Raw genomic sequence first — 18681 nt, 5'->3', positions numbered from 1 at the left:
GCTCCGGCTGCACCCGGGCGATGAGCGTCTACCCCGTCGGCTCCAGGCACGGGCGCGTTGTCCCAGCACATTGCTTCGGTTCAGGTCTGTTCCGTTTGAGAAATAGCCCACGCGGCATTGACGAGGCCGATGTGGCTGAAGGCCTGCGGATAGTTGCCCCTCAGCTCTCCCGAGCGGGCGTCGGCCTCCTCCGCCAGGAGCCCGACGTCGTTGGCGCATGCGATGGCACGCTCGTACGCTTCGCGTGCGGCTTGGCTCTTGCCTGCCAGGGCCAGGGCCTGGGCCAGCCAGAAGGTACACAACAAGAACGTGCCTTCGGTTCCGGGCAGACCGTCTTCGGCGAACTGGTAGCGGTAGACCAGGCCGTTGGCGTTGGTCAGGCGGGTCTGGATGCTGTGGAGCGTGGCGGACATGCGGGGGCTGTCGGCGGCGGTGAAGCCGACAATGGGCATCATCAAGACCGAGGCATCCAGGACGTCGGAGCCGAAGGCCTGGGTGTACGCGCTCTGTTCGGCGTTCCAGCCACGCTCTTCGATGGCGAGGCGGATGTCGCGCCGCGCGGCCGTCCAGTCGGCGATGCGGTCGGTGGCCTTGAGTTCCTCCGCCAGGTCCAGGGCGCTGTCCAGCGCGACCCAGCACATCAGTTTGCTGTAGAGGAAGTGTTGGGGGCCGCTGCGGACTTCCCAGATGCCTTGGTCCGGTTCGGTCCACCGGGCTGCGGCGGCGTCGGCCAGACTGGCCAGGAACCGCCGCGTGTACGGGTCGAGTCCGTGAAGCTGGTCGCGCAGGCGGCGTGCGGCGGAGAGGAGTTCGCCGTAGACGTCGAGTTGCCGCTGGGCCCACGCCGCGTTGCCGATTCTGACGGGCCGGCTGTTGTGCCATCCGGACAGGTGATCCAGCGTGCGTTCGGTCAGGTCGCGTTCGCCGCGAATGCCGAACATGATCTGCAGGTCGGGATGGTATTCGGCTGACTGGGCGGCGGCCTGGGCCATCCACCGGAAGAAGGCTTCGGCCTCGTCGGGGCAGGCGGCGACCCACAGGGCGTCGAGGGTGAAGGAGGCATCGCGTACCCAGGCGTAGCGGTAGTCCCAGTTACGCACTCCGCCGACCTCCTCAGGCAGGGAGGTGGTGGGGGCGGCGACGATGGCCCCGGTGGGCTGGAAGGTCAGGCCTTGCAGCACGCGGCCGCTGTGGTGGACGAGGTCGGCCCAGGGACCTTGGTAGGCCTGGTGCAGTTCGGACCAGCGGCGCCAGCTGGTGATGGTGATGTCGAGTTGTTCGAGGATGTCCTGGTCCCGCCACACCGTGGGGTTGCCTCCGGCCGCGGTGTGCTGCAGGGCGAATGCGACGTGCTCTCCGGCTTGGAGGGGGAAGGCGGCGCGTGAGGTGGGGCCCACGGTGAAGGCGGCAGGGGTGGACAGCCCAAGGGTGTCGGGTCCGCCGTGGCAGCGGATGAGGCCGTCGTCGCTGATGAGCAATGGCTTGATCAGGCCGTATTCGGGGCGGGGGGCGAATTCGACGTCGATGTCGACACTGCCGTGGGTGCAGTGCAGGAGGCGTAGCAGCAGGTGCGGGGCATGGGCGCCCAGCTCGTGGCCGTCCCGGTTCGGGCCGGTGGCGAGGGCGTCGGTGAGGGTGACCGTCCCGGTGGAGGTGCGGAACTCGGTGCGCAGGACGAGGGTCCGCTCGAGGTAGCTGCGGGTGGCAGTGAAGTCGCCGGCCGGGCGGATGGACCAGTGGCCGGCTTCGTGGTCCAGGATCCGGCCCAGGACCGCCCGGGAGTCGAAGTGCGGCAGGCATAGCCAGTCGATGGAGCCGTGCGAGCTGACGAGAGCGGCTGTCTGGCAGTCGGCCAGCAGCGCGTAGTCGGCGATGGCCCGATCACTCATGACCGTTCTCCTGGACCCCGGCCGATTCCCAGGCGTACGGGGACGGGAGGCCGCGCGACGGGGGACCCGCGCGGCCTCGGCTTCCATTCGAGCTCGCACCAGCGGGTCCGTCCACTCGGTGACCGCGTTCAAGGGTGCTCTGGCCAGGAAGCGGCCGCACCCTGGTTGCTCAGCCGGGGGTGCTGGCTCGCCGGCGTCGACGCAACAGTGGCTGTCGTGACTCGGGGATCGTCCTTGATCTGCTGCAGATAGGCCGGGGAGATGCCGACGGGGGAGATGATCACCGGTCGGCCCGCAGGGCGGCATCCATCTGCAGCTCGGCCTGCTCAAGGCCAGTGGTCTGCGCGAAGACGACCGTGGACGCAAACGAGGCGGGCAGCCGCCGGCACGGCGGGAAACGAGGGCCACCTGTCCGGTCAGGCCAGGCCGTCGTTCCGCGTACCGATGTGGAATGAGACCCGGGAGCCGGCTGGGGTCCGAAGGCAGCCCGGAAGCCCGCTGGGGCCCAGGGGCAGCCGGCTCCCGTCCGCACCAGCAATGGACTGCCACGGCACCTGGCACGTCGGCCTACGGTTGCCGGTCACGCGCAAAGAGCCGCGCTTCCGCTTTCACTGCAGCCGACGCCCGCGGATGGTCACAAACGCCCACGCTTCCGCACCGTCACAGGGCGATCGGCGGCTCAGGCGGATGAGACAGACACGGGGCCCGCTGTCCGTCCGCCTGTCCCGCTGCGGGCGGTAGGTCGATCACGTCGTGCAGCTCGTCGCCGTCGCGACTCCCTCGAGCGCCCCTGCAACGGCCACGACAGCGGTAGCCAAGAACCTGTAGGCGACCGGTGCCTCCGGCGGGCCGGCCTCTCTATGACCGCGTGGGTCCAGGTGTCCTGTACCGGAATGCCGACCGGGGCCTGGTGATCCACGCGACGCACTTCGTGATCCGTAGCCTCCGCATGCCCCGCAGGGGGTGTGGCGAGGATGTCCCGATTCGAGGGAGGCATGTCCCGATGGACGGTCACGGATGGCGTGCCCTGCGCGGTTGAGTCGGGAGTCCGCATTCGCACCGACGCGGACCGGCTGCCGCGGCAGGAGCGGCGCCGACGCGGTACGACCTTGAGGAAGACACATGGACACGTTGGGTACGGGCACGACCCGCCCGCGGTCGGAGTATCTGACGGCACTGGGACTGGCCGCAGGCCCTGTCGTGGCGCTGGGGTTCACCCGCTTCGCCTACGCACTGCTCCTCCCTTCGATGCGCACCGAACTCGGCTGGTCGTACGCCGCTGCGGGCGGCCTGAACACCGCCAACGCGCTCGGGTACATCATCGGTGCCGCAAGCGGCGCCTGGTGGGCCAAGCGCTACGGCGGAGGCAAGGCGTTCGTGTGGGGCATGGTGATCAGCGCGCTCGCGCTGCTCGGCTCGGGGGTCACCAGTGACTTCGCCGCTCTGGCGGTGCTGCGGTTCATCGGGGGCCTGGCCACCGCTGTCACGTTCGTGGTCGGCTCCGCACTGGCCTCCCGGGTCCACACCGGCGGTCGGCAGCAGCGCTCAGCCGCGCTGGTGGCCGTCTACATGACAGGCGTCGGCATCGGCGTGGTGCTCTCCGGCATCGCCGTTCCCGCTGCACTGAGCGAGTGGGGTGCCTCCGGCTGGCAGGCCGGCTGGCTGCTGATGGGCATCCTGGCGCTGATCGCGGTGGGCCCTGCCGCGCGGGCCGCCAAGGCCGTGCCCGCTGCTCCCACGGCCGCCGCAGGCCAGGGCCGTACCGGACTGGGCCGGATGACCTGGTCCTTCGTCTGGTACGTGCTATTCGGCGCGGGCTACGTCTCCTACATGACCTTCGTGATCGCGCTCCTGCACGATCAGGGCCTGAGCACCTGGAGCACGGCCGCGTTCTTCATCGTGCTCGGCGCCGCCAGCGCACTGGCCACCCTGCTGGTGTGGGGCCGCATCATCGGCCGACTGCGCGGCGGCACCGCACCGGCCCTGGTCTCCCTGGTCGTCCTGCTCGGCGTGCTGCCGGTCCTGCTCGGTGACGGCCTGGCCGCCGCTATCGTCTCCGCGGTCGTGTTCGGCTCGGCCTTCATGGCCGGTCCCACCTCCGTTACCGTGCTCGCCCGCCGCATGCTGCCCCAGCACGCCTGGACCTCCGGCATCGCCTGGCTGACCGTCGCCTTCAGCGTCGGACAGGCCGTCGGCCCACTGGTCTCGGGCATCCTGTCCGACTCCAGCGGTGGCATCACCAAGGGCCTGTGGCTGTCGGTCATCCTGCTCGCCCTGTCCGCTGTGGCCGCCTTCATCCAGCGTGAACACCCCACCGCTCCAGCCGTCACGGTGGCGCCCCAGGACGCCCAGCCTGCCGCTCAGAACCAGAAGAGGTGACCCGCGATGCCTGCCCGCGTCACAGCCCGCGAGAACCCGGCGTTTCGATTCTGCCCACGGCCCGCGTGGCTGCATCGTCAAAGACGTCCGCCTGTCCGGCGACCTCACCGGTGAGCAGGTGGAATGGCTGACGGCCATCGCCGACCGCTGCCCCGTCAACCGCAACGTCAGCAATCCGCTACCCATCACATCTCAGACCACCCTGGGCGCCCCAGCCCGTGATTGATCTGCGCTGTGCCGCCCCCTTGTGGTGCCGCTGGTGACAGCGGCACCACCCCTTCTCCCGCCCCGACCTCTGTGAGGAGTCAGCTCATGACCACGCCACCGTCCACGACAGCCGGAATCGGCATACCCGACAGCAAGCTTGTGCGCGAAGCCACAGAACTCGTCCGCGACACGGCTTCCGACACCGTCTACCACCACTCCCGCCGCGTCTACTTCTTCGGCACCCTGCGCGGCCTGTCGCGCGGACTGCACGCCGACCCCGAACTCCTCTACGTCGGAGCGATGTTCCATGACCTGGGCCTCACCGACCGACACCGCCACAGTCAGCAGCGATTCGAACTCGACGGTGCCGACGACGCCCGCAGCTTTCTGCACCGCCACGGCGTCTCCGCCCAGGACGCCCAACTGGTGTGGGAGGGCATCGCGCTGCACACAACCCCGGAAATCCCCTGGCACATGGCACCCGAGGTCGCCCTGGTCACCGCCGGCGTGGAGGTGGATGTCCTGGGTATCGGCCGGGAAGAAATCGCCGCCCGGGATCTCGCCGAGGTCGTAGAACTGCATCCCCGCCCAGAGTTCAAGCAGCGCATTCTCCACGAATTCACACACGGGATCGCGCACCGGCCCCACACCACCTTCGGCAACGTCAAAGCGGACGTGCTAGAGCGTTACCTGCCGGGCTACGTGCGACAGAACTTCGTCGACACCATCCTGAATTCCGACTGGCCCGAGTAACCGCCCCTGCCAGCCTCCGAGGTACCCCAATGTTGTCCTCTTCATCCCCGCCCGACAGCCTTCCGCAGGCGGCCACGGACTCCAGCGCGCGAGCAGCCGCAAACCGACCGAACGGACGCTGCACACAACCGCGCACAGGTCACCTGGTGACGGTTCTGCTGTACGACGGCGTGCAACTGCTGGATGTCGCCGGCCCGGTGGACGCCTTCACCATCGCCAACGAGCACGGAGGCCGCTACGTCCTCAAGACGGCCTCACTGACCGGTGACGCCGTCCATACCTGCGCGGGCATAGTGCTGGAGCCTGACTGCGCCGTGGCCGAGCTGCCCCGGGACATCGGCACCCTGATCGTGCCAGGTTCGCCCGACTGGAGACCGGCGATCCTGGACCGGAGCCTGCGGGAGGCCCTTACCGAACTCGCCACGGGCGCCCGGCGCACCGCAGCCGTCTGCGCCGGGGCGTTTCCGCTGGCGGCGACCGGCCTGCTCAACGGTCGCAGGGCCGCCACGCACTGGGAACTGGTCCCTCACCTGGCCCACCGCTTCCCGAAGATCAACGTCGACGCGGATTCGATCTTCGTCCGTGACGGAACCTTCTACACCTCTGCCGGAGTCACCTCGGGCATCGATCTCGCCTTGGCCCTGATCGAAGAGGATGTCGGCGCGGAGGTGGCCCGTGCTGTGGCCCGGCAACTAGTCGTCTTCCTCGCCCGGCCGGGGGGACAGTCCCAGTTCAGCGTCCGCGCCCAGGTCCGCCACCCGCGCACCCCGGCCCTGCGCACCTTGCTCGACCATGTCACCGAGAACCCGGCAGCCGACCACACCCTGGACTCCCTTGCCCGGTATGTCGGCATCAGCCAGCGTCACCTCACCCGGCTCTTCCGCGCCGAGACCGGCACCTCACCGGCCCGTTTCGTGGAGCAGGTACGGCTAGAGGCCGCCTGCACCCTGCTCGTCAGCGGGACGGATTCACTGGATACCGTCGCGCGTCATGCAGGGTTCGGCAGCCCGGAGACCATGCGCCGGGTCTTTCAGCGCGAACTCGGTGTCACCCCAGGCGCTTACCGGGCCCGCTTCAGCACAACGGCGGCCTCACCTCACCAGCATTCGGCCACACCACACGATGACCTCCTGCCTGTCCACGCAGCGACATCACACCAGAACCACCCACGCAGACCAGCGCAACCCGACCAACAGACGTCCTCCCATTCCGGCCGCAGCAAAACCGCGCGGCATACCTGAAGGGCTCGGCACGTCCACCCGGCGCATGCCGCTGCTCGTCGCCGACGGGCTCTTGGCCGTGGCGGCGGGGAAGGCTGTGCAAGGCGCAGGGACGCAACAGCGCGACCAGGCCGAAGCAGCAACCGCCCAGGCCGAAATGCCAACGAACGGGCACCACATGAGACGGCAGGACATCGTTGCCCATGACGTCGGCCTCAGACGGACCTGCGGCCATGCCGGACGCTCCCACTGCTCCTCAATCGGGCACAGCACGACTCCCAGAGTCGGTCGCAGCGGTCCACAACGCCGGGCTCGCCGTGTCCAACACCACCACCGGCACCTGCCCGCCGGGGCATCGTGCTCACCTACCGCGTCATCCAGGAAGCAGTGACGAACCCTGGGCAAGTCCTGACCGCCTTGCCCAGGATTGGCGGCAGGCGGAGGATTTCCTCATGGACAGGCGGAGCGATCGGCGCCGGCCTCACCTCGTGGTGATGGCGCTTTTCGACTGCGTACAGTTGCTGGACGTCACGGGGCCACTGGAAGTTTTCGCAGCCGCCAACGACCACGGCGCCTGCTACCGGCTGCTGACCGCCTCGCTCGGCGGACGGGAGGTCCTCACTACCGCGGGCGCACGGCTGGCGGCGGACGTGGCCTTGGAGGACATCACCGGCAGGGTGGGCACCCTGATCGTTCCAGGCCGCCCTGACTGGCGGGCTGCCGTCTCCGACGCCTCCCTCATTACCGGGATCCGCCGCCTGGCCGGTCTCTCGCGCAGGGTGGCCTCGGTATGCGCCGGCGCGTTCCCCCTGGCGGCCACAGGGCTGCTGGACGGGCACCGGGCTGCCACCCACTGGCGCCTGGCCCAGGAACTGGCCGATAACTTCCCTCGCGTCCAGGTAGACCCTGACTCCATCTTCGTGCGAGACGGGAAGGTCATCAGCTCCGCTGGAGTCACATCCGGTATCGATCTCGCACTGTCACTGGTCGAGGAGGACTTCGGTCCACAGGTGGCGCGCGCGGCGGCGAAGTATTTGGTGGTCTTCATGGCTCGGCCGGGCGGTCAGTCACAGTTCAGCGTTCGCCAGGCCGCCCAGCAGCCCCGTCACCAGCTGGTGCGGCAGGTGCTGGACGCAGTGACCGCGGACCCCGCCGCCGACCACAGCCTGGAGGCCGTGGCCGGGCGGGTCGGCGTGAGCGTACGCCAGCTGACCCGGCTCTTTCGCGCGGAGGTCGGGATGACCGTGACCCGCTTCGTAGAGCAGATCCGTATCGAAGCCGCCCAAGGCCTGCTCGAGTCGGGCACCGACTCGATGGACGTGGTCGCCCGCCGGTCGGGCTTCGGTTCTGAGGAGACCCTCCGACGCGCCTTCCGACGAGAACTCGGTATCACTCCCGGGACCTACCGGGCGCGCTTCCGCACCACTCGCACCGGAGAGCCAACTCTTGCGGCCATCCCCTGACCGAGCGTCCTTCAATAATTACTGCACGCTTATTCTGCGAGATTCTACCGGGCGCGGCATGGACGCGGTCAGTATCGCCCTGGCTCTCTTGGTGGGCCTCCCTCCTTGGCGATGCACCGCCGATTGCCGGTACTCGCGCTGCTGAGCATCGCGCGACCGCCCCCGCGCTCCAGGCCCGGGACTCTATCCCTCAGCCGCTCGGCCGTGCCGTGCTCCGCCCTTCATCGGACACGGTCGCGGACGGCGTCGTCATTGCCGCACAGCCGGTAGGTGGACGGGGCGCGGGAGCCCAGGCGGCGCTGGAGCAGGCAGTGGACCGCCGCCCCAAGCGACGCGCCGATCAACGGGGCAACCAGGTAGACCCACAGCAGTTGGGTACCACCGGAGAGCAGTGCGGGGCCCAACTGGCGTGCCGGGTTCGCCGAGCCTCCGCTGAGTCCTCCCAGCATGGTGATGATCAGGGCCGTCGCGACGCCGACGGCGTAGGGCAGCCAGCGGCTGACAGAGGGATGGGCCAGGAAGAACCCGACCATCAGAACCATCAGGACCAGGCAGCCGCCTTCCGCGCACACAAGCGCGGCCGTATTCCATGCCGGGTTCGGGTGCACGGCGGCGTAGCGCATCGAGGAGCGGGCAACGATCGGCCCCCAGCACCACCGTGCCAGTGCGGTGCCTGCCAGGGAGCCTGCGAGCTGCGCGGTGGCGTAGGCCGGCAGGTAGCGTCCGGGCAAGGCCCCCATCAGCCACAGGGCGACGCTGATCGCGGGATTCATGTGGGCGCCTGAGCGGCGCCCGGGGGGCGAGGTGATCAGCAGCACCAGGACGATCCCGACCGCCACGCCGACGGTTGCCGTGGCCGCCCGGAGGTTGTCCAGGGCAACCGGTGAGTCCGGTGACGTCAGCCAGCGGGCGGCGGTGACGACGCAATACAGCAGGGCCGTTGTCAGCACAAACTCCCGGGCTGCGTCGGGCAGCCCGTACAGCGAGCGGTGGTCCGGACAGGCGGGAGAGGATTGCGACCTGCCGGTAGCCTCTTCCGGGAGCACCCTTCCGACGGTACGTCGCATTCGGGTACCACACAGGCCGAGAAGCCCTCAGCGGCCGGCGGACGGGCCTGTCCAGGGCCATACGGAAGGCGCTGTGCTTGCCTCGGCTCCCTTTGGCGTCATGCACGGCGCGGAGAACGTGCGCTACACGGTGGCAGGCTTGGGCGGCCGCGCATGGCGCGTCGGCCATCAGGCGCCAGGGGCGGGCCAGCGCCACATCGTCGGGCGTGATGACCAGTACCTGGCTGTGTGTGCGCGGGTAGTGAGTCCCTTCGATGCGGGGTTGAGGCCGGGGCCGGTGTCGGGCGCGAGGACGACCACCACGTCGTGCCCCTCGGCGAGGTCGGCGTTGGTGGCGGAGCGGACGCTGCCGTCGATGTAGCGCCGTCCTGCGACGGTGGCGGGCGGCCACACTCCGGGCACAGCGCAACTGGCCGCGACGGCGGATGTCAGCGGAATGCCGAGGTGCGATCACACATGACGGGCTCCCCCGTCTGTGCGTCCACCGCCGTGATGAGCAGCCGGCGGGCGGGCCAGGTGTCAACCGGCAGCCGTGCCCGGATGATCCGCATCCGCTCGGTCTCCGAGGCGGTAGGCGCGGCCATAGCCATGGCACCCAGCCGCGCCCGGATCTCCCGATCGTCGCGGGCACCCTCGATCAGTTCGGCGAAGGTCGTCGTCGCGGCCCGGGGGCCCAAGTCCGCCCTGACCTCTTGCGTCGTGCCGGCGGGTTCCAGCTGGTTGGCGACGAGCCGATCAAGGCCGATGGTGGCAGAGACGACGATCGACACCAACTTGGTCGGCACCATCCGGGTCATAGACGCCTTCACCCCGCACCTGGTTCGGCGGGGCGCCGGCACCTTCATCACCGTCACCTCCGGCATCGCCTTCCTGCCGTTGCCGCCCATGCCCAGCTACGCCGCCTCGAAGGCTGCGGTGCACGCCTACTCCGAGGCACTGCGCGCGCAGGGAGGGCGCGGCGCTCATCCATGGCCTTGTAGCCCTCGGCCACCTCGGAGAGGGGAAGCTCCAGGTCGAAGACCTTGCCCGGGTTGATCCGGCCCGAAAGGACGCGGTCGATCAGGTCGGGCAGTACTCACGCACCGGGGCGGGGCCGCCGCGGACGCCGACGTGGGAGTAGAACAGCTGCTCGCCGTCGAGGGAGACGCCGTGGGGGACGCCGACGAAGCCGACGTTGCCGCCTGGCCGGGTGGAGTTCAGGGCCTGCTGCATCGACTGCTCGTTGCCCACGCACTCCAGCACGCGGTCCGCGCCGATGCCGCCGGTCATCTCCTTGATGCGGGCCACGCCCTCCTCGCCGCGCTCCGCGACGATGTCGGTGGCGCCGAACTCGCGGGCCAGCCTCTGCCGGGACATGGCGATGATCCGCCCCGCCCCGAGTTCCTTGGCGGCGATGACCGCGCACAGGCCGACCGCGCCGTCGCCGACCACGGCGACCGTGTCGCCGGGGCCCACTTCGGCGGCCTTGGCCGCGTTGGACGCCGCCGCCACGGCCGGCCGGGTGTCCGGACACCAGAAAGGGCCTGATCTCCCTCTGCCACTCCACGACCCCAGCCTAGGCACCCCGATCCCCAGCGACCGCAGCAACCACCGCCTCGCAAGGATTGCCGGTACCCTCTGCGCAGCTCGAAGCAGTCTCCGCCGAGCCGGCTGCTGCCAAGTCCGCATGGAAATACCCGCCGACTCGCACCAGCCGCGGCTGCTGCTGTGCGATCACGACGAACGTCGCCGCCGTCGCCGACTGATCCCGTCGGTGGAGCCGACCACTGCCGGGGGCAGCCTGGAGGTGACGCTGCGGGTGGGCGGCGCGGACGTGGCGCATCGTGGTCCGCTCAGTGACTGCGACCGGTGCACGTATCTCAGCCGCCTGCTCGAGGTGCTCACACTGGCGGCCCGTGCTGCGGCCCACCCGGGTCGGGTGGCCGCGGTCGAGCCCTCTGGGACGGCGACACCGTCCACGACTGGTTCGTGATCCTGGTCGCAGTCATGGAGGACCCGTCCAGGGAAGGCCACTTGGCGACTGTGTACCACCGCCCTGGCGGGCCTCCACCGGGGACCGCTGCCGATGAGGCAGGACGGGCCCTGGCCCACTACCTGGGAGTGCCACGTCTCCGGAGGGCTTTCGGTAACGGCCAGTTCCTGGTCGTTACCGAGCCGGCCCCTCCTTCCCGGTCCGCTCTCCCGCCTGAACCGCCGTGACCAAGAGCTCTGCTGTGCGCCAGGCCGTTGTCTCCCAGCGCAGGCGGGCTACGTGGTGGGCCGCCTGGGTCCCGAGGCGTCGGCGCAGGTGGTGGTCGAGGAGAAGCCGCTCGATGACGGCGGCGAGTTGTCCGGGGCCGACCAGCAATCCGGTGACGTCATGCATCACCGCGTCACGGTGGCCCGGTATGTCGGTGACGACGGACGGCGTGCCGCAGGCGGCGGCCTCACTGATGGCCAGACCCCAGCCCTCAGCCGAGGAGGCGCTGACCAACAACCAGGCCGAGCGATAACGGCGGATGAGTTCGGCCTGTTCCACACGTCCGAGGAAGGTGACCGTGGCTGAGCGCCCGAAGCAGGACACGCTCAAGCGTTCAAGGCGGGCGCGTTCCGGACCGTCACCGACCACGTAGAGCCGCGCCGACGGGTGACGCTCCACCACCTGGTACATCGCCCGGATCACCAGGTCGATCCGTTTGGACTTCACCATCCGGGCCACCACCAGCACCGAGGGGAAGGGCGACCGGCCGTCGCCCTCGACGCCTGCTCCGGGCGGCGCACCGCTGAATGCGCGGTCGACGCCCGGAGGAATCACGCTGATCGACGACGGGGGCAGTCCCAGCCGCCTGACCAGGTCATCGCGCGTGGAGTTCCCTGGCGTACAGATGCGGGCGCGCCGGTACAGTCGTGGAGCCAGTCGTGATTCGACCAGCCAGCCGAAGCGGCCGACAAGCGGCCCGAAGTGCTCCTGCCACACGTGGCCATGCACGTGATGCACCCAGGTGACGGCCGGGCCGACGGCCCACAGCGGCGCCAACCAGGGAACGCCGTTCCACACCTCCACCACCCCCGTGCCCGGCCGCCGTAAGAGCATCGGCTCTGCGAGGAGAGCCGGGAACACCGTGAGTTTGCCGCCCCTGCGCACCACTTGATATCCGTCCCTGATCGCCCGGCTGGGAAGTCCCGGTGCTTTCGAGGTCCTCAGCAACACCTCGACGCCCGCGTCGGCCCAGACTTTCGCCATGGCACTGGTGTGGTATTCAGAACCACCTGCCGCACCGTCCTGTACGTCACGCCATGCCAGTATGAGAATTCTCCGGATGGCGGCTTTGGCGAGGTTTTTCCTGAGGGTTTCCGGTCCGGTGATCCGAGTCGTTTCATGCTGCCGCAAACTCCGTCTCCTGTCTGCCGCACAGAGCTGTGACGGCCGGGACGAGAGGGACCGGCCGAGCCGTCATTTCCGTCAAGTCCGCAAGTCTCAGGACATCTTGACAGACACTCGGTAGCATGTCACTCTCGGTTGCACTCTCCGGGTCGACGTCGCAATCGGGGTTGCCGAATGAAGTACCGGTGCACGTCGTCCATGACAGAGGAAAGTGTCAGGGAGATCGTTTCCCATGTTGCCGGCTGGCTCACACTGAAGCAGGCAGGAATTCTTTCTGAGCTGGCTTCGCGCATTCCCGACGGGGCGCACATCGTGGAATTCGGATCTTTCCTGGGGCGGTCTACGCTTTCGTTGCTCTCGGGCGCTGCTGAAGGCGTCGTTCTTTACGCCGTCGATCCCTTCGAGGGTGACGAAGTCGGCCCAAGGCCCGGAAGGTCCGCGGGTGCCGGTGCAGATTCCGAGGCGGTGCACCTGGAGTTCCATAGAAACCTCGCGCTCGCCAGTGCGCAAGAACGCGTGAGGCATCTGCGGATGCGGTCGGCGCAGACTCCGGACGAAGTCCTCGGTGGGGCGGGACTGGTCTTCGTCGACGGTTCGCACCGCTTCCGCGATGCGGCACAGGACCTGCGGCGTGTCTGCCGTCAGCTGCGGCCCGGAGGCTGGCTCGCGATCCACGACGCGTTCTACTCCGTCGAGGTCACGCTTGCGATCATGACCGTACTGCTTCCTCGCCGGGACTTCGCATACAAGGGGCGCAGCGGAAGCCTGGCCGTCTACCGACGCATCGCCACGGCCCCCGGCGGCAGTGGCGTGCCGCCGAGCCGTGGCAACCGGCTGCGTCAGGTCGCTGAGTTGATGACCCTCGGCGGTGTCTGTGTCCGGAAGATGGGGCTGCTGATGGCTGCGAAGGCCGGCTCGGTCACCGACATTGATGCACGGTGGCCGCACTGAGCCGAGCGGCGCGACGCCGACGCGGAGGGGGACGCCCGCAGAAGAGATCCGGGGGACAAGGTGCTGAGGAGAAGGCTGACAGGCGCTCTGGCCGAAATCGGTGACCTACGGCCGTTCTGGTGGCCGCCCGTGCGGCGGCAGCGTATCGCGTCCGTGGCCGTCGCCGCCCTTCTGGTCGGCGCTGCGGCCTTCGGGTACGAAGCGCTCGGGGACGGCGACGCAAACGGCGTCTGCACGCGGCAGCCTGTGGCCTGTGGGCTGGTCACCAACCTGATGTCCAGCATCATCGTCGCCTTCCTGGTGTCGCTGCTGTGGATCGGCACAATCTCCCGCTGGATCGTCCTTCGCCGTCATCTGCGCCGGATCCGCGAGAACCCCCGGCGGCTCATGGCAGACATCGGGCCGGGCACCGGAGCGGACGAGTTCGTCGAACCCCCGGGAATTCTCGCCATGCTGGAGACCGAGCTGCGGTTCGGCCCTGCCGGCGTGCCGCTGATCGTCACAGGGGCTGCCGGCTCGGGCAAGACGATGCTCCTCCACCGGCTCGCCATGCGGCTGGCGGAACAAGGGCTCGTACCCGTGATGCTGTCGATGCGGGGCCGACACCCTGACGACAGTGTCACAGCCCTGGCCAGGGCCGGCTTCCTGAACCAGATCGACCGCTTCGTCACCCGGGAGAGCGATGGCGAGAAGATCTGGCGCAAGGCGAGAGAGCAGCGACGCGTCATTGTCCTGGTCGACTCGCTGGACGAGATGGGAAGCGAAGTCGGCTTCGTCGACGTGCGGGAGCTGACCCGCGTCCTGTTGGACCGCATAGCGGACGAGGACGTCGGGCTGGTGCTTGCCGCGCGGCCGGAGTCGCTGCCGGCCGTCCTGCCCGGCTACCGGTTCCCCATTCCCGCGCTGCCGGTCGCCGACACGGTCGCCCGGCTCGCCGAGTGGGGCATCCCCTCGCCCCTCGGCAGCGAACTCACCACCCGGCTCGAGCTGAACCAGGTTCCCTTCTACGCCGTCCTGTGCCGCGAGCTCCCCCTTGCCGAACTGTCCGAGGTCGCCGGCCTCCCCGGCTCGGTTCTGGGGCGCCGCGTCTCCCTTCTGGACCGGGTGATTGCCCGGCGGACCAGCCAGGCGGCGGTGTCCGAGCGCCCTATGCGTGTGCTCAGTTCGATCGCCTGGACGCAGATCCGGCTCGGACACACCGTGTGCGGCGTGGAGGAGTACCTGTCCGCCAGTGATTCGCCCGGTATGGGCAGGCGGCCGCAGAACCGCAGCGAACTGCTGGCGGTACTGCGTGCCGCCCAGAGCATCGGCCTACTGCGTATGGGGTTGGACGGCGGGCAGGTCGCCTTCCGGCATCCGCTGGTCCTCAGCCACGTCGCCTCGCTGAGCGCGGCCGAGAGCCTGGGCAGCGGTCGCGGACGGCGTTTCCTGGCCACAGTGCTGGCCGGGACGGCCATGCGCGAACCCGTCCTGGCGCTGGAGATGGCGTTGTCACGTGAGCCCTCCCCGGCTTGCGCCCGCCGCCTGATGGACATTGCCGAGGAACTGCCGCCGGACGCGCCGGCCCTGAGGAACCTCTCCGTGGCCAACATGCTCGCTTCGGTCGCCGCCGCCCTGTCGGACGCGCGCCTGAAACGGAAGTGTCTGCGGCTGTACAGGCGGCTATGGGCAGGGGCCCGGCCCGTGGACCGCGGCGCGGCGGTGCCGTTCGTCGGCCTGCTCGACGTCCCGGACAGTGGCGCGTTCCTGTGGTCGATCTTGGATCGCGAAGACCAGTACGTGGCACGCTGGGCCTGCGCCCAGCTGCTGGCCGAGCCGGACATCGACCGCTACATGAGTGTGGCCCATTTCGTCGACGGCTTCACCAGCCGGATGCGGACGCCCGATGGCCCGACCGGTGGGAGCGACATCGTGGAACGCGCGTTCTGGTTCATCCCGGCGCTCGCCGACGGTCTGCCCTCGGGCGCCGCGAAGGACCGGGCGGCGGGCCATCTGCTGGAACTGCGGCGCTGCCTGGAGCAGATCACCGTGCGCGACGCGCCCGGCGCGCTCGGCGCCGAGTCGTCGCTGGCCCAGGGATACAAACTTGCCGCCTTCCGGTACCCCGCACTGCCTCCGGACGCGGGCGCCTGCGAACTGCTGCGCACCGGTAGGTTCTGGTACGCCCGCCTTGAGGCTGTCCAGGCAGTGGGCCGCCGCTTGCACCACAACCCCAGCGCCGTGGGGGCACTGGGTGCTCTGCGGGACGCCCGGCGGGACAGCCACCCCTTCGTCCGGGCCATGGCAGCGCTCGCCCTGCGCTGCGCGGACGAACCCTGGGCCCGACTGTTGTGGCATTCGGAGGAGAGCCTGAGCGGATCCGCCGTGTCGTCGCTGGCCCCGGAGGCGTTGCAACTGCTGGGCGAGGTCACCCTCTGGCTCAACCACAACGAGAAGGCCGAACAGAGCAAGCGTGATTCCAACAGTCTCCGAAGCAGTCTGCCACTGTGCATGTCGAGCCGGGCGTACCGTTCGCGTCTCACCGCCGAGGGGCCCTGCGGGGAGGAGTGCGGCTTCGGCTTGTGCCCCTACACCGCAGAGGCGACCGGCCGCCATTCGCGTGACGTGCTCAACGAGGCCATCTGCCGCTCGATTCGGCAGGCAGGGCTGCGGGCCGACACACCATCCTGGTACGACTCCTCGCGAAGGAAGGACTACACGGCCATATGGAGAACCCTGGAGACCTTCTACCAGAACCGGACGCGGTAGTCCCCCGGCCGGAGGGACGGCGTTTCAGGGGAACGCGGGTAGTCGTCACGGGAGCCGGTCACGGGATCGGCCTGGCCGTCGCCCGCTGCTTCCTGCGTGAGGGAGCCACCGTTTGCGCGGTCGACGTCTCGGAAGAGAGCCTGACCGCCCAGTTCGGCGGCACGGAACGGGCACAGCTTGTCTGTGCGGACGTCGGCTCCGACCCGCAGGGGCTGGCAGCGCGCCTGCTCGCAGGGGGTGCCGTCGACGTTCTGGTCAACAATGTCGCCGTCCGGTCCGGGAAGTCCTTCCTCGAGATCGAGCCCGAGGACCTGCGCAGGACGTACGCCACCAACATCGAGGGGCCATGGTTCCTGACACGGGACGTGGCCCGGCGGTGGCTGGCGACCGGTCGGCGCGGATCCATCGTCTTCGTGCTCTCACTGCACTCTGACGCGATCCGCATGAACCCCGACTACAGCACCTCAAAGGCCGCGCTGGCCATGCTCGTCAAGGAGCTGGCGGTGGAACTCGGCCCTCACGGCGTACGCGTGAACGCGGTCGCCCCCGGTGCCATCGATACCTGGTCGAACGGCAGCGAACGGTCCCGCGCACACGCCGAGCGCTCCAGCCGTCCCGTACCACTGGGCCGGCTCGGGGCCGCCGAGGACGTCGCGCACTGGGTGCTGGCCCTCAGCGACGAGCGGATGGCCGCGTACATGACCGGATCGGTGATCACGGTAGACGGTGGGCTCGGCCTGCACAATTGGCTGCTTGACCTGTACGCCGACGCGGCGGACGAGCGCGATGCCACGCGCTTTGACGCGGATGAGACGACTTCGGAGAAGCACAGCGACTGAAGCGACTCACAGAGCCGGTAGCACTGAGGCCGTAAGCTCCGACACGGCGGCCTGGCTGACATCCCTCTGTCCCGTTGGGCCAGGCAGCTGGGACCTGCTTCGTCGACGGGCCGGCATCCTGCCGGAGTGGCGCTGATCTCGGTCGTCCCCCGGCGAGTCGGCGGTGGCAGACGAGGGCTGCGGCGAAGGCGAGGAAGCGCTCGGACTTGTACTCATAGCGCCGGCGCAGGCGGCGGAAGGCTACCTGCTCACGGTGCGCTCGGTGGTCCACCGGTGTCGCCCCAGGCGGGTCGAGGACTCGATTCTCCTGCGTGCGATGCGCGGCGCGAAGCCGCGGGAATGAAGCCATCGACGAGCTGAGACCTACTGGTGCTTCGTGAGGGTGCACTTGGATACTGCTGCGCTGCTTCACGCAGCTGACCAGGGGGATCTTGCTCTGTCTTTCTTTCCCCCCGCTGATCAACGGCAGTCCCGTTCGACTCCCACCGAGCGCCGAGCGCAGTCCCTCGAGCCTGACTTCTCCGTTGGGAAGCCGCTGCGGCCTCGGTTGCTGAATGTCAGGCCGTGCCTGCCGGGCCATGCGGCATGATTGCGACCATGCGTAGAGGGGTGGGCGGGGGACTGCGCCGACTGTGGCCATGGCACGGGCGCGGACGCGATGAGTCGGCGCTCGCTGAGATCGAGGCCGAGATCACCGCTTTCGGTGAGGCTCTGGACGTCCATTCCTTCAGCCCCGGTCAGCCCGGCGCCACCGATGGGATGCGAGCCGAACTGGCGCGTGCCCTCGACGCATACGAGCAGGCGAAGCGGGACTTCATCGGTGACCGGACGCGGGCGGACGCACTCGATGTCCTGCGCGCACTGGACGAGGGCAGGCACGCGCTGGCCTGTCTGGACGCCCTGCTCGCCGGCCGACCGCTGCCGGAGCGCATGCCGCTGTGCTTTTTCGACGCCCGGCACGGCCGGGCCACCCGGCAGGTGAGCTGGGTGCCTCCTGGGGGTGTCGCCCGCAACATCGCCGTGTGCGCGGCGGACGCGGTCCGCCTGGCGGAGAGCGCGCGCCCGGTCACTCCGCGGCCGGGGCCGGGCAGCGGAGCCCGCGCACGGCCGGGCGAGGCCAAGCCTCGCACGACGACGCCGGTGCGCTCCCCCCAGCCGCAGGTCAGCGGGAAGGGAGGCAGCGGCGAGCACACGCATCAGCTGAGAATGCCGTCGTACCGCCCGGCAGTGATGGTCTTCTCGGCCACCGGGCAGGCCGCGTCCACCTGCGCTTCGAGGGCAGGAAGGGGCGTTCCTCGCGCCTGTACCGGCTGTCCGGTGACGGCACCCCCATCACCGCGCGGATACCGCTGCCGGAGGGGAACAAGGCGACCGCGTTCCGCGTGTTTGCCGCTGGCGATCGGGAGGCATGGACGGCGAGTGCGGCACCGCTGCGAGAGGTCCCGCGCTTCCATGACGAGATCAACGGGACCGGATCGGATGTCGTGCACTACCGAGGGGAACCGGGCCCGGGCGTCCTGCACTACGCAGGCCCGGGCCTGATCCAGTTGGAGGCGCTGGACGACCGCCTCGCCTACTGGGTGACGGTGGCCGAGAGCCGCGCCGGAGAGCATACGTTCCAGTGGCCGGGCCGCGGCTACTACCAGGTGCGCTCGTCCGGGGCGTGGAGCCTGTCCGCCACGTGACGGAAGGCGGGCAGCTGCGATTGGGTCGGGAGCCTCTTCGTAGGCGTCTACCCGTCCACGAGTGCCTTGTCGCCCCGGGCGACGGCCCGAGTTCACCGCCGATGACGTGTCCGTCG

13 protein-coding genes and 3 pseudogenes are annotated in these 18681 nt (G+C 69.3%); 10 read left to right on the top strand and 6 right to left on the bottom strand.

Annotated elements, in window-relative coordinates; genetic code table 11:
* Positions 1-80: 80 nt before the first annotated feature.
* Complete coding sequence (locus ACIRC0_RS24585; protein WP_403619270.1) at positions 81-1889, bottom strand: glycoside hydrolase family 15 protein; 1809 nt, start codon at positions 1887-1889, stop codon at positions 81-83.
* Between the two features lie 1122 nt (positions 1890-3011).
* On the opposite strand from ACIRC0_RS24585, the gene ACIRC0_RS24580 reads away from it, so the two are divergent.
* From ACIRC0_RS24580 to ACIRC0_RS24565, 4 genes are all read left to right on the top strand, one after another.
* Positions 3012-4268 carry a YbfB/YjiJ family MFS transporter gene (locus tag ACIRC0_RS24580; protein ID WP_403619268.1) on the top strand — a complete coding sequence of 419 codons (1257 nt, stop codon included), beginning with the start codon at positions 3012-3014 and terminating at the stop codon, positions 4266-4268.
* 312 nt (positions 4269-4580) lie between these two features.
* Positions 4581-5228, top strand: coding sequence for an HD domain-containing protein (locus ACIRC0_RS24575; protein ID WP_403619265.1), 648 nt, complete (start codon positions 4581-4583; stop codon positions 5226-5228).
* A 146-nt stretch (positions 5229-5374) separates the two neighbouring features.
* The gene (locus ACIRC0_RS24570) at positions 5375-6469 is read left to right on the top strand and encodes a GlxA family transcriptional regulator (protein ID WP_403619262.1); all 1095 of its coding nucleotides are present in this window, start codon (positions 5375-5377) and stop codon (positions 6467-6469) included.
* 296 nt (positions 6470-6765) lie between these two features.
* The gene (locus tag ACIRC0_RS24565; protein ID WP_403619259.1) at positions 6766-7911 is read left to right on the top strand and encodes a GlxA family transcriptional regulator; all 1146 of its coding nucleotides are present in this window, start codon (positions 6766-6768) and stop codon (positions 7909-7911) included.
* Positions 7912-8132: 221 nt separating this feature from the next.
* Here ACIRC0_RS24565 and ACIRC0_RS24560 read toward each other — a convergent pair whose 3' ends face one another.
* On the bottom strand, positions 8133-8957 hold the full coding sequence (locus ACIRC0_RS24560; RefSeq protein WP_403619256.1) for an MIP/aquaporin family protein: 825 nt from the start codon (positions 8955-8957) through the stop codon (positions 8133-8135).
* Between the two features lie 189 nt (positions 8958-9146).
* Positions 9147-9380 carry a hypothetical protein gene (locus ACIRC0_RS24555; protein ID WP_403619253.1) on the bottom strand — a complete coding sequence of 78 codons (234 nt, stop codon included), beginning with the start codon at positions 9378-9380 and terminating at the stop codon, positions 9147-9149.
* Positions 9381-9728: 348 nt separating this feature from the next.
* Between ACIRC0_RS24555 and ACIRC0_RS24550 the strand changes: the two are divergent.
* Positions 9729-9926: pseudogene (locus tag ACIRC0_RS24550) on the top strand (SDR family NAD(P)-dependent oxidoreductase); the annotation flags it as partial.
* Here the strand turns inward: ACIRC0_RS24550 and ACIRC0_RS24545 are convergent.
* Positions 9829-10451 (bottom strand): annotated as a pseudogene (locus ACIRC0_RS24545) (zinc-binding dehydrogenase); the annotation flags it as partial. The pseudogenes ACIRC0_RS24550 and ACIRC0_RS24545 overlap by 98 nt on opposite strands.
* Positions 10452-10644: 193 nt before the next feature.
* Between ACIRC0_RS24545 and ACIRC0_RS24540 the strand changes: the two are divergent.
* The gene (locus ACIRC0_RS24540; RefSeq protein WP_403619250.1) at positions 10645-10950 is read left to right on the top strand and encodes a hypothetical protein; all 306 of its coding nucleotides are present in this window, start codon (positions 10645-10647) and stop codon (positions 10948-10950) included.
* Between the two features lie 174 nt (positions 10951-11124).
* On the opposite strand, the gene ACIRC0_RS24535 is transcribed toward ACIRC0_RS24540, so the two are convergent.
* Positions 11125-12348 (bottom strand): glycosyltransferase family 4 protein, encoded by a 1224-nt coding sequence (locus tag ACIRC0_RS24535; protein WP_403619247.1) that lies wholly within the window; start codon positions 12346-12348, stop codon positions 11125-11127.
* A gap of 192 nt (positions 12349-12540) precedes the next feature.
* On the opposite strand from ACIRC0_RS24535, the gene ACIRC0_RS24530 reads away from it, so the two are divergent.
* The 3 genes from ACIRC0_RS24530 (at position 12541) to ACIRC0_RS24520 (ending at position 16880) form a co-directional block, all read left to right on the top strand.
* Positions 12541-13293: a class I SAM-dependent methyltransferase gene (locus ACIRC0_RS24530; RefSeq protein WP_403619244.1), complete on the top strand. Its 753-nt coding sequence runs from the start codon at positions 12541-12543 to the stop codon at positions 13291-13293.
* 129 nt (positions 13294-13422) lie between these two features.
* Positions 13423-16041, top strand: a complete 2619-nt coding sequence (locus ACIRC0_RS24525; protein ID WP_403619241.1) for an NACHT domain-containing protein — start codon at positions 13423-13425, stop codon at positions 16039-16041.
* Positions 15999-16880: an SDR family NAD(P)-dependent oxidoreductase gene (locus ACIRC0_RS24520; protein WP_403619238.1), complete on the top strand. Its 882-nt coding sequence runs from the start codon at positions 15999-16001 to the stop codon at positions 16878-16880. Before ACIRC0_RS24525 ends, ACIRC0_RS24520 begins: the two co-directional genes overlap by 43 nt.
* A 154-nt stretch (positions 16881-17034) precedes the next feature.
* Here ACIRC0_RS24520 and ACIRC0_RS24515 read toward each other — a convergent pair.
* Positions 17035-17234 (bottom strand): annotated as a pseudogene (locus ACIRC0_RS24515) (IS5/IS1182 family transposase); the annotation flags it as partial.
* A 1130-nt stretch (positions 17235-18364) separates the two neighbouring features.
* Between ACIRC0_RS24515 and ACIRC0_RS24510 the strand changes: the two are divergent.
* Entirely contained in the window at positions 18365-18565 is a 201-nt protein-coding gene (locus ACIRC0_RS24510; RefSeq protein WP_403619235.1) for a hypothetical protein, read from the top strand.
* Positions 18566-18681: the final 116 nt, after the last annotated feature.

Source organism: Streptomyces sp. NPDC093984 (assembly GCF_044764595.1).
GTDB lineage: Bacteria > Actinomycetota > Actinomycetes > Streptomycetales > Streptomycetaceae > Streptomyces > Streptomyces cynarae.
Note: the sequence above shows the minus strand (reverse complement) of the source record. Positions and strands in the feature narration are given on the sequence as shown.

What these genes read in the sequence shown, in the direction of transcription:
- ACIRC0_RS24585 (WP_403619270.1), bottom strand. Translation starts at nt 1,889, where the DNA reads ATGAGTGATCGGGCCATCGCCGACTACGCGCTGCTGGCCGACTGCCAG.
- ACIRC0_RS24580 (WP_403619268.1), top strand. Translation starts at nt 3,012, where the DNA reads ATGGACACGTTGGGTACGGGCACGACCCGCCCGCGGTCGGAGTATCTG.
- ACIRC0_RS24575 (WP_403619265.1), top strand. Translation starts at nt 4,581, where the DNA reads ATGACCACGCCACCGTCCACGACAGCCGGAATCGGCATACCCGACAGC.
- ACIRC0_RS24540 (WP_403619250.1), top strand. Translation starts at nt 10,645, where the DNA reads ATGGAAATACCCGCCGACTCGCACCAGCCGCGGCTGCTGCTGTGCGAT.
- ACIRC0_RS24530 (WP_403619244.1), top strand. Translation starts at nt 12,541, where the DNA reads ATGACAGAGGAAAGTGTCAGGGAGATCGTTTCCCATGTTGCCGGCTGG.
- ACIRC0_RS24520 (WP_403619238.1), top strand. Translation starts at nt 15,999, where the DNA reads ATGGAGAACCCTGGAGACCTTCTACCAGAACCGGACGCGGTAGTCCCC.